Raw genomic sequence first — 14,644 nt, forward strand, 5'->3', positions numbered from 1 at the left:
ATATAATTTGATTCATATCAATGCAACTTTCATGATATAAGCTTGTCATTGGAAAATTGAGATAATTGTAGGGGAAAGCTGCTTTTTATACTTTATTTACTCAGCTTTTCCTCTTCTTTATACCTCCTAGACTGGAGAAAGAATGTGACTATTAAAATCGCTATATTGAGGGAAACACTACCTGACGAACGAAGGGTAGCTATGATTCCCGCAGTTGCTGAGCGTTTGAGTAAACTTGGTGCTACGCTTGTTTTAGAACAGGGTGCTGGTGCCGCTGCGACTTATACAGACCAAGCTTATGCCAAAGCCCAGCTAACGCTAGAGCCTGATCAACACAAGCTCCTGGCAGATGCTGATATTGTTTTATCTGTACAACCACCGCCAATTGAAACCGTAAAAAAAATGAAAGCTGGCGCTCTGCTGGTTTCTTTCATTTATGCACAAGCCCATCCTGAACTTGTCAAAATATTACGCGACAATAAAATTACCACTTTTGCAATGGAGCTTGTGCCCAGAATAAGCCGTGCACAGGCTATGGATGCTCTTTCCAGCCAGGCCGCATTAGCGGGTTATTATGCACCTCTGCTTGGCAGCACCTATATGCAAAAAATTCTGCCAATGATGACCACAGCAGTAGGCTCGCTTCGTGCAGCCCGCGTTTTGGTTATGGGATTGGGTGTAGCAGGTCTGCAAGCTCTCGCAACAGCACGTCGGCTTGGAGCCATGTGTGAAGGCTATGACGTGCGCCCCGAAACGAAAGAACAGGCAGAATCTGTTGGTGCCAAATTTGTTGACACTGGAATCGATGCCCGTGGTGAAGGCGGCTATGCTCGTGAATTAACGGCAGAAGAAAAAGCCAAGGTCCGCCAGGTTCTCTCTCAGCATATCGCACAAGCTGACATGATTATCACGACCGCCGCCATCCCAGGCCGCAAAGCCCCAAGATTGATTGATGCTGACCAACTCGCCGCCATGAAAGAAGGCTCGGTTGTAGTGGATATGGGAGCACCAAATGGCGGCAACTGTGAAGGCTCTAAATCTGGTGAAGTGGTTAAAGTCGGGCCTGTCATATTAATTGGGCCTGCTAATCTGTCTTCTTCGCTGGCGGCACAAGCCAGTGAGCTTTATGCCAAAAATATTCTTAATCTGCTGCAACAGGTTCTCAAAGATGGGGTTTTAAAACCTGATTTTGCAGATGAAGTCATTGCCGGCACAACGCTAACACATGACGGTAAAATCACGAACGCAGCTATTCAAAAGACAATTGAAGGTTCAGGGGAGCACGCTTGATGATTACCGTAACCTCTATGACATTCATTATCGCCCTCTATATCTTCATGCTAGCTGCCTTCACGGGCTATGTGGTGATTAGCAGGGTGCCTTCTATTCTTCATACGCCTTTAATGTCGGGCTCAAACTTCATTCACGGCATTATTGTTGTTGGGGCTCTTAATGCACTTTTTAATGCCACGACACTCCCTGCCCAAATTATTGGTTTTATCGGCGTATTTCTAGGCGCAGCAAACGTTATGGGTGGCTATGTTGTCACTGACCGTATGTTAGCAATGTTCCGCCCAAGCCAGAAAGCAACCTCAGAGAAGAAGGACCAGCAGTAACATGTTGATAGAATATATTGTTGGTCTGAGCGGGCTTATTGCCGCAGGACTATTTATTTATGGCTTAAAAGCCATGTCCTCTCCCGTAACGGCTGTAACTGGAATTATGACAGCAGGTTACGGTATGGTTATCGTAATTGCAGCTGCTTTCCTTAATCTTTTTCACGTTAGCCCAAGCGCACAACCGCACCTTACTGTCAATATCACTTTAGCTGTTATAGCCCTTGTTTTGGGGTGTGTATGGGCAGGTCGGGCAGGCCGCAAAGTGCAAATGACAGCCATGCCACAAATGGTTGCTCTATTTAACGGTATGGGGGTGGCTCAGCTGCCGCTCTTGCGGCAGATAGCTTGTTAGCTAATCATCCAGCTTCAGGTTTACATCTCAGCATTACCATTATTGGTGCCCTGATCGGATCAATTTCCCTCACAGGGTCTGTCATTGCCTGGGCAAAACTTGATGGCCGCATTAATAAGCCCTTACGTTTTACTGGCCAACGCATTTTTAATGGTTTGATATTCCTGGCCGCTTTAGTGCTCGGTGGTCTTGCCGTTATGAATTACGGCACCCCAGCTGGTATATTGCCGATCATTCTCTTCTTTGCTGCTGCTTTGGTATTTGGTGTCTGCATGACACTTCCTATTGGCGGCGCAGATATGCCAGTGGTGATCTCGCTCTATAATGCCTTTACGGGTCTTGCTGTTGGCCTTGAGGGCTATGTAACAGACGATCCTGCCCTGATGATCGCTGGTATGGTCGTTGGCTCAGCTGGTACATTGCTCACCGTTTTAATGGCTAAGGCAATGAACCGTTCACTAACCAATGTGCTGTTTAGTAACTTTGGTGATGCATCAGGTTCTTCTAAAGGCCCAGAGGGTGAAATGAAATCCGTTGAGCCAGGTGATGCTGCAACCTCGATGAAATATTCATCCAGCGTGATTATTGTTCCCGGATATGGTTTGGCAGTTGCACAGGCTCAGCAAAAATTATTCGAATTTGTCAAAATCCTTATGGCAGATGGCATCGATGTTAAATTTGCTATGCATCCTGTTGCTGGTCGTATGCCAGGCCATATGAACGTGCTTCTTGCCGAAGCCGGCGTTCCTTATGACATGATCTATGACATGGATGACATTAATGAGAATTTCGCATCGACTGATGTTGCTCTCATTATTGGTGCTAATGACGTCGTTAACCCAGAAGCACTGACCGACAAATCCTCTCCTATTTACGGTATGCCAATCCTGAATGCTTACAAAGCTCATCAGGTATTTGTCATCAAACGTGGTGCGGGAACGGGTTATTCAGGTGTGCAAAACCCCCTCTTTTTCCAAGAGAATACCACCATGGTTTATGGTGACGCCCAAGGCGTGCTCTCTAAAATGGTTGAAGCTGTTAAGGCCCTTGGCAACGCTTAACTGTTAAAAACTTACTGCAAAAAAGGGTGTTACTTTTTGTATCACCCTTTTTTGATTCATTTTTAAAATATATAATATTTATAATAACAATCTGCTATGTTATAATGTTACCAGGGTAAATATAAACTAAATTATGTAAAATACTTATAGATAATTTGTATTAATCATATATATTATATTTATAAAGAAATTATTTTATTTTAATTATATTAAATTTCCCGGAAATAATTTCAAAATAAAATAACCTAATATATCTCTCAATCTTGAAAATTATGATCACGCCACTTAGATCTATAAGAATAAGGATATACTGAAAGCGTTTATAGTCTACTTAACGGCTCAGTAACTTCAAAATCCACCAAAAGAAAGGATTATTTCCATGTCTTATGCAACGATAAACCCCTTTACAGAAGAACAGCTCAAGAGCTTTCCTAATGCAACATCTGACGAAATTGCAGCAGCACTTGATAAGGGTCATTCTGCCTATAAGAAATGGAAAAAAACATCTTTCGCAAAACGCGCCCTAATTATGCAAAAAGCCGCAGACCTGCTGCGTGAGCAATTAGATGATTATGCAAAAATCATCACGTTAGAAATGGGCAAATTATACGCAGAGGCCAAAGCAGAAACGCTTTTGGCAGCAGAAATTTTTGAATATTACGCTGTTCATGCAGAGCACCAATTAGCACCTCAGATTTTGCCTGTTGCTTCATGTAAAGGGAGCCGGGCTAAAATCGTTTATGAGCCGCAAGGTATATTATTTGCCGTTGAGCCTTGGAATTTCCCTTACTACCAAGTAGCCCGGATTATTGCACCACAACTATCTGCTGGTAATGTCGTTTTGCTTAAGCATGCAGGTAATGTACCTCAATGTGCCGAAGCCATGGAAAAGCTCATGCATGAGGCTGGCTTAGAAGATGGCGCTTTTCAAAATTTATTTCCTACACATGATCAGATAGCGGAAATTATTGCTGATCCGCGTGTCTGTGGTGTTGCTCTGACGGGTTCCGAGAAGGCTGGTGCCATCGTTGCCTCGCAAGCAGGGCAGGCCCTTAAAAAATGTACAATGGAACTAGGCGGAGCAGATGCCTTTATTGTTCTTAATGATGCAGATGTTGAAAAGGCAGCGAAATGGGCTGTTTATGGCCGCCATTGGAATGCCGGGCAAGTTTGTGTCAGCGCAAAACGCATTATTGTTGAAGATGGCGTTTATGATAAATTCGTCGAGCTTTACCGCAAAGGGGTAAAAGAACTCCGTATGGGTGACCCTATGGACAGCTCAACGACCCTGGCTCCCCTCTCCTCTCGCAATGCCGCTGAAAGCCTGAAACGTCAGGTGAAAGAAGCCGTTGAAAAAGGGGCAAAAGCTGAAGAGATTGCCCTTGATCTCCCAGGTAAAGGTTATTTTGTACGTCCTGTTATTCTTACGAATTTGGAAAAAGATAACCCAGCACGTCAATGGGAGTTCTTTGGACCAGTTACATCACTTTTCCGCGCAAAGGATGCAGCTCATGCGATCGAAATCGCCAATGACTCACCTTATGGTTTAGGTGGATCAATCTTTACAAAAGACGAACAAAAAGGAGCGGAATTAGCCCGCCAGATCGAAACTGGCATGGTTTATATTAACCATCCCACAATGGTTAAAGCCGACCTACCTTTTGGCGGTGTAAAGCGCTCTGGTTTTGGGCGTGAATTGCTTGAACTGGGCCTAAAGGAATTTGTTAATGCGAAGCTAATTGGTATTGCCGATATTGATTCGCCTTTTTAACATAATCTGACGCGATCATATTGATTTTATAAAAAGAGCGGGAAGCCAACACTTCCCGCTTTTTTTATGAAAAGTTTAGTCAAAAATAACGGTTAATTAAGTGCCGTAAAACCTGTCTCCAGCATCCCCCAAACCTGGCACAATATAACTTTTCTGGTCGAGCCCTTCATCAATAGAGCATGTAATAATACGCACATCAGGATGCGCTTCAGATAAGGCTTTCACACCTTCTGGAGCTGCGACGAGACAGGCAAAAATCAGTTCTTTCACACCTGCTTTTTTTATACGATGAATTGCTGCTATGGCAGAATGCCCTGTTGCCAGCATAGGGTCGAGCACGATGCAAAGCTTTTTTTCTAGTTTATCGGGGGCTTTAAAGTAATATTCCTGTGCCTCTAGCGTACTATGATGACGCTGCACCACAATATGCCCTACTGAAGCAGTAGGCACAAAATCCAGCATACCAGCCAAGAGTGCATTACCCGCCCGTAAAATAGGCATAAAACAAAGTGTGTCATCTTCCAATTTTTTCGCAACACAAATTGTTCCGTCAGGAAGTGTAATGCGTTTTTCTTTAAGTGATAGCTCTTTTGTTGCTTCATAAGCCAAAAGTACACTTAATTCTCGAACAATGGCCCGAAATTCAACAATAGGCAAAGAACGATCACGCAAAAAAGACAACTTATGATGCACGAGAGGATGGTCAATAATCTGCACATTTCGCAGCATGTTGAGTGTCTTTCTTACATGTAAAATCAAATATCGGGATTATTTAGCAAAAAAACTCATCACAACCCTATAGTTAATTTTGCTTTACTACTTTACCCCTCTTTTGGATGTGAAGGTGTTGGCAAAATAAACTCATAAAAAGCCAAATCTAACCAACGACCAAATTTATACCCCACCTGATGAAGAGTGCCTGCATGTTTGAACCCTAAGCTTTCATGTAATTTGATGCTACATTCATTGCTGGCGTCAATTCCACCAATCAAAGAATGAATATCATTTTCCTGAGCCGTCTGGACAAGCTTTTGCAGAATGGCACGGCCAAGCCCTCTTTTACGGGCTTCTTTTTTTACATAGACTGAATGCTCAACACTATATTTATAAGCAGGCCATGCTCTAAAATTTCCATAAGTGCCAAAAGCAACTAATTCACCCTGACTATCCTCTATGCCAATAACAGGAAAATTGTTCTTTTCTTTGGAAATAAACCACCAGACCATACTTTCAAGCGATCTTGGCTTATAGTCATATAAGGCTGTCGAATTAATAATTGCCTCATTTAATATATCAACTATAGCTTTAGCGTGGCGCTCCAAGGTACAATTTACGAATTTATAGTCAGGTAGCTGATCTTTTACATCTGGCGAAATTTTCTGTTCCGGATTCTTAATCATAAAAAAAATCCTCTTAATAAAACGGGACTAGGCTTCTTTCTTATCTTCAGGACGAAAATCCAAAGCGAGACCGTTAATGCAGTACCGTAACCCCGTTGGATTAGGACCATCAGGGAAAACATGGCCCAAATGGCCTTTGCAGTTTGAGCAATGAACCTCAATACGCTTCATGCCTAAACTATTATCTTCAGTCAGACCGACTGACGCCTTTTCGATATCAAAAAATGAAGGCCACCCTGAGCCACTTTCATATTTTGTGTCAGATGAAAAAAGAGCCTGTCCACAGCGGGCACAATGATAAGTCCCTTTGCGCTTTTCATAATTAAGCGGGCTTGACCCCGGTGCCTCTGTGCCACAATGAGACAAAATATGGTTTTGCTCAGCGCTCAGGGGCTGAAAACCGGAATTTTGGTCCTTCGGATCCTTTTTATGAGACATAAAAATACCTATCTTGATTGAGTGATGATTTTCATAATAGGCTTAACATCTATGAAAAATAATTAAGGTCCAAGCTTTTAAAGAGGTGATATAATCACTTTTGAAGTGATCGATTTTAAAAACATTATAAGATAAAATCTCACAATTCTTATAAGGGAAATGTAAATTTTACCCTTTATTTTATAAATGACGGCAGGAGCGGTTCTATGTCTAAGTCTACAACACCTCGCCCCGTTATGTTGGCTATTCTTGATGGCTTTGGTTGGCGTGAAGATCAGTCAGATAACGCTGTTAGATTAGCAAAAATGCCCAATTTCAATAAATTATGGGCTGGTCATCCCCATAGCTTTCTCCAAGCTAGTGGAGAAGATGTCGGTCTTCCAGCAGGACAAATAGGCAACTCAGAAGTGGGGCATCTTAATATTGGTGCAGGCCGCGTGGTCATGCAGGAATTACCGCGCATCACCCACGCCTGTAATGATGGCTCACTGGCCAAAAACTCCGTTTTAAATGGCTTTATAGACGCTTTAAAACGTACTGGTGGAACCTGCCACTTAATGGGACTTGCCTCTAAAGGTGGCGTACATTCTCATCAGGACCATATTGTTGCTTTAGCCAAAATTGTTAATGATGCCGGCATTAAGGTTAAGCTCCACCTCTTTACTGACGGGCGTGACGTTCCTCCTAAATCAGGTGAAGAAACCCTACCTGAGCTCCTTAAGGCCCTTCCTGAAGGTGTAGATGTTGCAACTGTCAGTGGCCGTTATTATGCAATGGACCGCGATAATCGTTGGGACCGCGTGCAAAAAGCCTTTGACGCGATTCGTTACGGCAAAGGCCCCAAATTTGCTGACCCAACAGCGGTTATTAAAGACCAATATGCAAAAGACGATCGTGGTGATGAATTTGTAATTCCTGCTGTCATTGGCAATTATGACGGCATGAAAGACGGAGATGCTATCCTTTCGGCAAATTTCCGTGCTGACCGTATCCGCCAAATTCTGAATGCCTTTATCCTCCCTGAATTTAATGGTTTCGACCGCGGCACACGCCTGGAGCTAGCCGGGGTCTGCACAATGACCCATTATTCAGATACACTTTCGCCTTATGTGACGATCCTTTTCCCCGCGGAAACTCTTAAAGACCTTTTGGGTGAAGTTGTATCAGCTGCAGGGTTGCAACAAATCAGGATGGCTGAAACTGAGAAATACCCTCACGTTACATATTTCTTTAATGGTGGGCAGGAAGTTAAACTCCCTGGAGAAGACCGCATTTTGGTTTCCTCTCCTAAAGTAGCCACTTATGACCTACAGCCTGAAATGTCTTCTGTAGAGCTGACTGACCGCGCTGTCGAAGCCATTTCTTCTAGCAAATATGACATGGTCATCCTTAACTTTGCCAATCCAGATATGGTAGGTCATACAGGATCATTAGAAGCAGCCATTAAAGCTGTCGAGGCTGTTGATACAGGCTTAGGCCGCATTGCTGACGCTATTGAAAAAGCTGGCGGTATCCTGTTGGTTACGGCGGACCATGGTAATTGTGAGACCATGAAAAACCCAGAGACCGGGGGCCTCACACAGCTCATACGATCAATAAGGTGCCTTTCATTCTTGCTTATTCCAAAGAGAATGTAGCGGTACATGATGGCCGTCTTGCTGATCTGGCACCAACAATCCTGCATTTAATGGGGCTTAAAAAACCAGCTGCCATGACAGGTAAATCGCTGATTGATAAAGCGTAAGTCTATTTTACATCCATTGCTGAAATGGGGGCTGAGAGGTATATGCCTCTCAGCCATATTACTATTTTCCCTTCCCCTTTTTATGGGAATGCAGGCCGCTGCCCTCACTGAGAGAGAAGCCCTGCAACAAGCGAAAAAATCTCGCCTGGAATTACAAAAAAGCCTTCAGACGCAATTAACAGCTTTAAAAGCGCAAGAAGCGCAAATGCATAAAGCGGCCTCAAAAGCAAAAATAAGCGCCCGCCAGTTACGCATTTTTAGAAATAAACAACGCAGTTTAGAAACCGCACTCGCACACACAAAATCAACCCTGGATGCTTTGAATCACAGACAAGAGCAGCTTGATAAGGGTGAAGCCTATGTAGAAGAAAAGCAGAAAAATAATGCTTTAAATATAGCGCGCGCTCTCCCTGCCGCAGAGAATTTGCGGAAATCTGGTGAACTCACTCTTCTTCTTCCTCCAAAAGGGAATGAAGATAATCTGCTTGCACAATCTCTATTAAAAGCACGTTTAACTTTTGCTCAAAGACAGGCTGAACAACTTCTTGTCGCGCAAAATTCTCTTCATCATCGACAAGAGACGCTTGATCAGCAGGCCGAGCATTTAGAACAGCAACGGCTTAATCAACAAAAACGCAAAACGCTTACTGAAAAACGAACCAAAGAGGCTCTTTTAAAAAGCAAAGCAGATCAACAAGCTTACATTCAAGCTCAAAACAAGCTCAAACAAGCGCGCAAAAATATGCGTGATCTGACAAATAAAATCGAACTTATTGCCAAAAAAGAAGCTCAGGCCAGACGACGCCTGCAACAAGAAGCACGACGTTTGGCAAGACGCCACCAGCTCGCTAAAGCACGTAAAATGCAGGCTGCTGCTCGTGCCTTGAGTGGGGGTAAAGGCATTACAAAAGGCCAGGGCTTTACCCCGGTACAAGGCACACTCATAAAGAGATGGCATCAAAAAACAGAAGCGGGGCCAGCAACTGGTCTAACATATAAAGTTACAAATGCCGCAAATGTCATTGCCCCTTGTAACGGACGACTTCTTTATTCAGGGCCTTTTCGCTCATTTGGACAAATGGTTATTTTAGATTGCGGTCGTAAACAGCGCTTTGTCCTTGCTGGGTTTGGTCAAATTACAGCATCATCTGGGCAACATATCAAACGGGGAAGCTCTTTAGGGCATATGCCAAGTAGTGGAGGAGAACTATTTGTTCAGCTTCGCCATGGCGTGCAAATCATTAATCCCATGCCTTTCCTGAAAGGCTCATAAAGTTCAAGAGTTTATTTAGAATAACCCTTGGAGCAGAGACGTAAAAAATGTAAGCTGCTCAGCTGTGATTATTTTAATCCCGGCCCTGATTTTTAGAACTAGCCCTCCCAATCCCGTGAGGATGACGACCATATGAAGTTTAAAACTGCCCTCTTAATGGGATTTGCCTTTTCAGCAGGTATCGGCATTACCACAAGCCTTTATAACGCAAACTCTGTTGGCTCTTCCCTGTGGGCTGCTTCAGCTAAAGAAACGGCACAAGACGAGCCTAATAATGCTGAGACTGTGCGCTTATTAACCCTTTTCGGCACTGTAATGGATGTAGTCCATTCCGAATATGTCGAGCCTATTAGTGATAAAAAACTGATCAATAATGCTCTTGATGGTCTGGTAGGCAATCTTGACCCGCACTCATCTTACATGACGCCTGAGCAATTTAAGCAAATGCAAGATGAAATCTCGGGTCAATTTGGTGGTCTTGGCCTGCAAGTCCAGGCCGATAGCGGACATATACGTGTTGTAGGACCTATTGAAGGTACCCCCGCAGCACGAGCCCATATTATGTCTGGTGATGTTATCACCATGATTAATCATAAAAATGTTGCTGATTTAACGCTTGACGAAGCTGTCCGCAAAATGCGGGGCGCCCCTGGCACTAAAATCAACATTACTATTTTACGCCCCAAAACGGGCAAAACGATGGATTTCACTATAACACGTGAAATTATTCATGTTCAGGTCGTCCGTTCAGCTCTTTATGGCAAAATTGGTTATTTACGCCTCGCTGAGTTTGACGATTCAAGCGATCGTGAAATCCGTGTAAATTATAAAAAATTAGTCAAAATGGTTGCCAAAACCCCAGCTAAAACGCTTTCTGGTCTGATATTGGACCTTAGAGCTGACCCTGGTGGAAAACTTGATCAGGCTATTGCTGTTTCACGAGATTTCATTAAGTCAGGCGAAATTGTATCAGTCCGTGGCCGTCACCCAGAAAATAATCAGCATTGGCATGCTAAAGGCACAGATATCACCCATGGTCTGCCTATTGTTGTACTAACCAATGCAGGCTCGGCCTCGGCAAGTGAAATTGTTGCAGGCGCTTTAAAAGACCATCGGCGCGCCATTATTTTAGGTGAGCGCACTTTCGGTAAGGGATCAGTTCAAACTCTTATTCCCATCGCTGATCAGGGTGCGATACGTTTAACAACAGCCCGATATTACACGCCTTCAGGCCGTTCTATTCAGGGCCGCGGAATCACACCTGATGTTGAGGTCAAAGAAACACGCGATAAAGATGAAATTTATACTTATCGTGAATCAGACTTGGCCCATGTTCTCAGTAATATTGGTGGCAAAGCCGGACAGGACTCTATTCGTAGCGATCTTCCTGCTGATATTATCAAAGCGATCCCTCATGAACCGCCAGAAAAATGGCCTAGCTTTAATCCTGAGAAACCTGAAACGGATTTTCAGCTCCAACAAGCCATTCATCTCCTCAATGCTTTAAGTAGCGCGAAGGCTAAAGCACCAAAATGACCCGCCCCACCTCCATAACCACCCTTCCCTATCGCCCTAATGTAGGCCTGGCGCTTTTTAACAAAGACAGAAAGCTGCTTGTAGCCCAAAGGGCTGATTTACCCGGAAGTGTATGGCAATGCCCACAGGGAGGCGTTGATAAGGGTGAAGATCTTTATCACGCCGCCTGGCGAGAAATGGAGGAAGAAATAGGCACGCAGAACGCCGTGCTTTTGGGGGAACATCCTGACTGGGTCACTTATGATCTTCCTCCCCATTTACTCGGTCGCGCTTTGGGAGGAAGATTTCGGGGACAAAGGCAAAAATGGCTCGTTTTTGGCTTTACTGGCACAGAAGATGATATATGCCTTGATGTTCAGGATCCTCCTGAATTTACAGCCTGGAAATGGTTAAGCGTTCAGGACATCTTAAGCGGGAATTATGATCTTGGCTTTAAGAAAAACATGTATGAAACCTTACTGCCTGAATTAGAAAAAATTTTTCAGGACGCCTCGGCCTCAAAAGACTGGACCCGCACAAGCCTCGCATAAAGACCATTTTTAGCGAGAAGTTCCTGATGTGAGCCAGTTTCCGCTATAGAGCCATTTTCTAAAACAATAATCACATCAGCTTGCTGAACAGTGGAAAGGCGGTGTGCAACAACGAGCGTTGTACGCCCCTTTCTGATTTTTGATAAAGCTGCAAGAATCTTCGCTTCACTTTCTGAATCCAGAGCACTTGTTGCTTCATCCAAAAGCAAAATCCGGGCATCACGCAACAAAGCCCGCGCCAGAGCCACACGCTGCCTCTGCCCTCCAGACAAAGCCTGCCCTCCAGGACCTACACGCATTTTTAATCCATCTGGCAGAGTTTCAACAAAATCCAGGCAAGCTGCCTGGCATGCCTCATGCAGTGCTTCATCACTTGCTTCGGGACGACCCAAACGAATATTTTCCTCTATGGTCAAATCAAAAAGAGCCGTTTCCTGACTCACATAGGCAATGGAGTCTCTCAAACTATCCAGCGTAAGGGAGCGACTATCAATATCCTCAAGCAGCAACTCGCCAGAGCCAACATCATGAAGGCGCGGAATCAATGATAAAGCCGTTGATTTTCCGGCCCCACTTGGCCCCACAAACGCGATTAATTGTCCTGGCTCAATAGTAAGAGAAAAATGTTTTAACCCTGTTCTACCATCTCTATAATCATAACATACGTCTTTAAAATGAATTTTCCCGCCACCTTCAGGCAAAGAAAGAGCCTCTGCCTTTTGCTGTACAGCCTGAGGCTTATCAATTACGTTATAAACGCGCTCCATACCTGCAAGCCCTTCTTGCATGGCTGTATTAAGCGAGCCTAATGCCCTTAATGGCCGCGAAGCTGCAAAAAGAGCCGCAATAAAAGCCGTAAATCCCCCTAATGTGGCACCACCATGAGCCGCTCTCCACCCTGCAAAACCAAGAACAAAAGCAATAGCGACCCCACCAATGACTTCCAGCATGGGGTCAAGACGTGCACGTGTGCATGCTATACGCAAAAAACTATCATGCAAAAAATCTAAAGCAGCCCCTACACGTTTTGTTTCCTGCTTTTCTAAGCGGTAAACACGCACCTGGCGTGAAAGAGCAAAGCTCTCTGTTAATAGGCTTGCTGCAACACCTACATATTCCTGCACCCCCCGTGAGGCCCTTCGCACACGGCGCCCTAATTTTTGCACAGGAATAATAGCAAGCGGATATAAAATAAGAGCAATAAGACTAAGCTCCCAATCCGCCCAGATCATGGAAGCAACAAGTCCCACAAGTGTTATGACATCACCTAAGGCATTAACGGCACGCGTTAAGGCTTCTCGCACAGTCAAAGCATCTGTTGTAAAACGAGCAGCCCATTGGGCAGGCGCTTCTTGCTCAAGATAGGCAATATCAGCCTGGAGGGTATGTTGAAACATACGCTGCTGCAAACTACGTATGATAGTCCAAATTAAGGATTGAACGGAAACATTTTGCCAATATTGCGACAGAGCTTTGGCTCCTGTCACTAAAATCACCACAATAGGAATCTGATATAATATACGGGGATCATGCGCCGTAAACATATCAATGGCCCGTTTGATAACAATGGGGTACGCTGCTGTTAAAAGGGCCATAATAATCGTTAAAATGAAAATAAGGCCTAATTGACTTTTATGATGACGGATATGATCGCGCCATAAACGCTTTAAAAGTGACCAAGTGGCTTTGTCATAAGAGGACGCGGATTTCATAACCTATGGCTTTACCACGCTTAGGAATCAGAAGAAACTTGCTCTTTTAACCAGGCCAGGCAGGCTTCTTTATCGGGGCGGCACCCTTGTTCTAACCACCAATTTTGCGTTTTTTTAAGCCATATCCCCAAATTTGGCCCTGGTGGCAGGCCCAATTCCATCCCATCACGCCCTGTTAAAAGAAACTCGGGCTGCGGAAGAAGGGATAATCTTTGCCGAAAATGAGACCATTCTTTGCTAGGCTTACCTAACTCTTTTGCCTGCCAGAGCCATGAACGATCAATCAGAAGAGATAACTCCTGAGCAACTTTTAAGCGGCGCAACTCATCGTCAGAACCACCAGGCAGTAAAATTGGCTCATTATTGGCATAAGCTTTTAAGGCGCATTGCTGCATACGTGACAATTTTAGATGACGCCCGATAGAAGGATCAGGATTAAGAGCAAATAACCTTGGTAAGGCTTTAGGAGGATCCTGACAGGCTAATAATCGCTTTAAATTTTCAGGGTCAGGATGAGGTAAAATTTCAGACAAAATTTCTGTCTGCTGCATAAGCGCAATAATAGACCCAACCTCTGGCCCTTCAAGAATTTTTAAAAGCTCTGAAGCAACGCGCTCAATGGACAAATTTCGCACAAGGGCATGGTTTTGTTTTATAGCTTTGCAAGCATCCTGATCAGCTTCACCTTGGCCATAACGTGCCTGAAAACGAAAGAAACGTAATGACCGTAAGGCATCTTCTTCTATTCTTTTAGTCGCTTCACCGACAAAGCGAACACGCCCTTTTTTTAAATCTGCCTCACCACCAAAATAGTCATATAAAATACCCTGCTGATCTAAAGAAAGCGCATTCATTGTAAAATCGCGCCGTTGGGCATCTTCTTGCCAATTATCAGTCCACGCCACAACAGCATGACGGCCATCAGTTTCAACATCACGCCGCAAGGTGGTAATTTCATAGGGGCGACGGTCAATCACGGCGGTAATCGTGCCGTGATCCAATCCTGTTGGGATTGTTTTAATACCCTTTTCCTGCAATTTTTTAATATTATCTTCAGGCGTGTAAGGAGAAGCCAAATCTATATCATTAACGTCTCGACCAATGAGAAGATCACGCACACATCCCCCCACCAAACGCGCTTCGGGCAGGGCCTCCCATATTTTATTTAGCCCTGCATAACCCGCTAAATTTTCAAATGATATTGGCAA

11 protein-coding genes and 2 pseudogenes are annotated in these 14,644 nt (G+C 44.2%); 8 read left to right on the forward strand and 5 right to left on the reverse strand.

Annotated elements, in window-relative coordinates:
* Positions 1–144 precede the first annotated feature (144 nt).
* The 4 genes and pseudogenes from GT348_RS06025 to GT348_RS06040 all read left to right on the forward strand — a co-directional run bounded on the left by GT348_RS06025 (position 145) and on the right by GT348_RS06040 (position 4,803).
* Positions 145–1,290: an NAD(P) transhydrogenase subunit alpha gene (locus tag GT348_RS06025; RefSeq protein WP_160618935.1), complete on the forward strand. Its 1,146-nt coding sequence runs from the start codon at positions 145–147 to the stop codon at positions 1,288–1,290.
* Entirely contained in the window at positions 1,290–1,616 is a 327-nt protein-coding gene (locus GT348_RS06030) for an NAD(P) transhydrogenase subunit alpha (RefSeq protein ID WP_160618936.1), read from the forward strand. The genes GT348_RS06025 and GT348_RS06030 overlap by 1 nt, the downstream gene beginning before the upstream one ends.
* 1 nt (position 1,617) lies before the next feature.
* Positions 1,618–3,032: pseudogene (locus GT348_RS06035) on the forward strand (NAD(P)(+) transhydrogenase (Re/Si-specific) subunit beta).
* Positions 3,033–3,411: 379 nt separating this feature from the next.
* Positions 3,412–4,803, forward strand: a complete 1,392-nt coding sequence (locus tag GT348_RS06040; RefSeq protein ID WP_160618937.1) for an NAD-dependent succinate-semialdehyde dehydrogenase — start codon at positions 3,412–3,414, stop codon at positions 4,801–4,803.
* A gap of 96 nt (positions 4,804–4,899) precedes the next feature.
* On the opposite strand, the gene upp is transcribed toward GT348_RS06040, so the two are convergent.
* From upp to msrB, 3 genes are all read right to left on the reverse strand, one after another.
* Positions 4,900–5,532 carry a uracil phosphoribosyltransferase gene (gene upp / locus GT348_RS06045; protein ID WP_160618938.1) on the reverse strand — a complete coding sequence of 211 codons (633 nt, stop codon included), beginning with the start codon at positions 5,530–5,532 and terminating at the stop codon, positions 4,900–4,902.
* A gap of 92 nt (positions 5,533–5,624) precedes the next feature.
* Positions 5,625–6,203 (reverse strand): GNAT family N-acetyltransferase, encoded by a 579-nt coding sequence (locus tag GT348_RS06050; protein WP_160618939.1) that lies wholly within the window; start codon positions 6,201–6,203, stop codon positions 5,625–5,627.
* Positions 6,204–6,230: 27 nt separating this feature from the next.
* A complete protein-coding gene (gene msrB / locus GT348_RS06055; RefSeq protein ID WP_160618940.1) occupies positions 6,231–6,641 on the reverse strand; it encodes a peptide-methionine (R)-S-oxide reductase MsrB in 411 nt (136 codons plus the stop codon).
* Between the two features lie 206 nt (positions 6,642–6,847).
* On the opposite strand from msrB, the pseudogene gpmI reads away from it, so the two are divergent.
* The 4 genes and pseudogenes from gpmI (at position 6,848) to GT348_RS06075 (ending at position 11,724) form a co-directional block, all read left to right on the forward strand.
* Positions 6,848–8,385: pseudogene (gene gpmI, locus GT348_RS06060) on the forward strand (2,3-bisphosphoglycerate-independent phosphoglycerate mutase).
* Complete coding sequence (locus tag GT348_RS06065; protein WP_160618941.1) at positions 8,372–9,658, forward strand: murein hydrolase activator EnvC family protein; 1,287 nt, start codon at positions 8,372–8,374, stop codon at positions 9,656–9,658. The pseudogene gpmI and the gene GT348_RS06065 overlap by 14 nt, the downstream one beginning before the upstream one ends.
* 132 nt (positions 9,659–9,790) lie before the next feature.
* On the forward strand, positions 9,791–11,194 hold the full coding sequence (locus GT348_RS06070; RefSeq protein WP_160618942.1) for a S41 family peptidase: 1,404 nt from the start codon (positions 9,791–9,793) through the stop codon (positions 11,192–11,194).
* Positions 11,191–11,724, forward strand: coding sequence for an RNA pyrophosphohydrolase (locus tag GT348_RS06075; protein WP_160618943.1), 534 nt, complete (start codon positions 11,191–11,193; stop codon positions 11,722–11,724). Before GT348_RS06070 ends, GT348_RS06075 begins: the two co-directional genes overlap by 4 nt.
* Here GT348_RS06075 and GT348_RS06080 read toward each other — a convergent pair.
* Together GT348_RS06080 and GT348_RS06085 are read right to left on the reverse strand one after the other, a co-directional pair.
* A complete protein-coding gene (locus tag GT348_RS06080; RefSeq protein ID WP_160618944.1) occupies positions 11,676–13,436 on the reverse strand; it encodes an ABC transporter ATP-binding protein in 1,761 nt (586 codons plus the stop codon). The two genes, GT348_RS06075 and GT348_RS06080, sit on opposite strands and share 49 nt — an antisense overlap.
* 20 nt (positions 13,437–13,456) lie before the next feature.
* Positions 13,457–14,644 carry a CCA tRNA nucleotidyltransferase gene (locus tag GT348_RS06085; RefSeq protein WP_160618945.1) on the reverse strand — a complete coding sequence of 396 codons (1,188 nt, stop codon included), beginning with the start codon at positions 14,642–14,644 and terminating at the stop codon, positions 13,457–13,459.

The organism is Aristophania vespae (assembly GCF_009906835.1).
Lineage (GTDB): Bacteria > Pseudomonadota > Alphaproteobacteria > Acetobacterales > Acetobacteraceae > Aristophania > Aristophania vespae.

What these genes read in the sequence shown, in the direction of transcription:
- GT348_RS06070 (WP_160618942.1), top strand. Translation starts at nt 9,791, where the DNA reads ATGAAGTTTAAAACTGCCCTCTTAATGGGATTTGCCTTTTCAGCAGGT.
- GT348_RS06050 (WP_160618939.1), bottom strand. Translation starts at nt 6,203, where the DNA reads ATGATTAAGAATCCGGAACAGAAAATTTCGCCAGATGTAAAAGATCAG.
- upp (WP_160618938.1), bottom strand. Translation starts at nt 5,532, where the DNA reads ATGCTGCGAAATGTGCAGATTATTGACCATCCTCTCGTGCATCATAAG.
- msrB (WP_160618940.1), bottom strand. Translation starts at nt 6,641, where the DNA reads ATGTCTCATAAAAAGGATCCGAAGGACCAAAATTCCGGTTTTCAGCCC.
- GT348_RS06040 (WP_160618937.1), top strand. Translation starts at nt 3,412, where the DNA reads ATGTCTTATGCAACGATAAACCCCTTTACAGAAGAACAGCTCAAGAGC.
- GT348_RS06075 (WP_160618943.1), top strand. Translation starts at nt 11,191, where the DNA reads ATGACCCGCCCCACCTCCATAACCACCCTTCCCTATCGCCCTAATGTA.
- GT348_RS06030 (WP_160618936.1), top strand. Translation starts at nt 1,290, where the DNA reads ATGATTACCGTAACCTCTATGACATTCATTATCGCCCTCTATATCTTC.
- GT348_RS06080 (WP_160618944.1), bottom strand. Translation starts at nt 13,436, where the DNA reads ATGAAATCCGCGTCCTCTTATGACAAAGCCACTTGGTCACTTTTAAAG.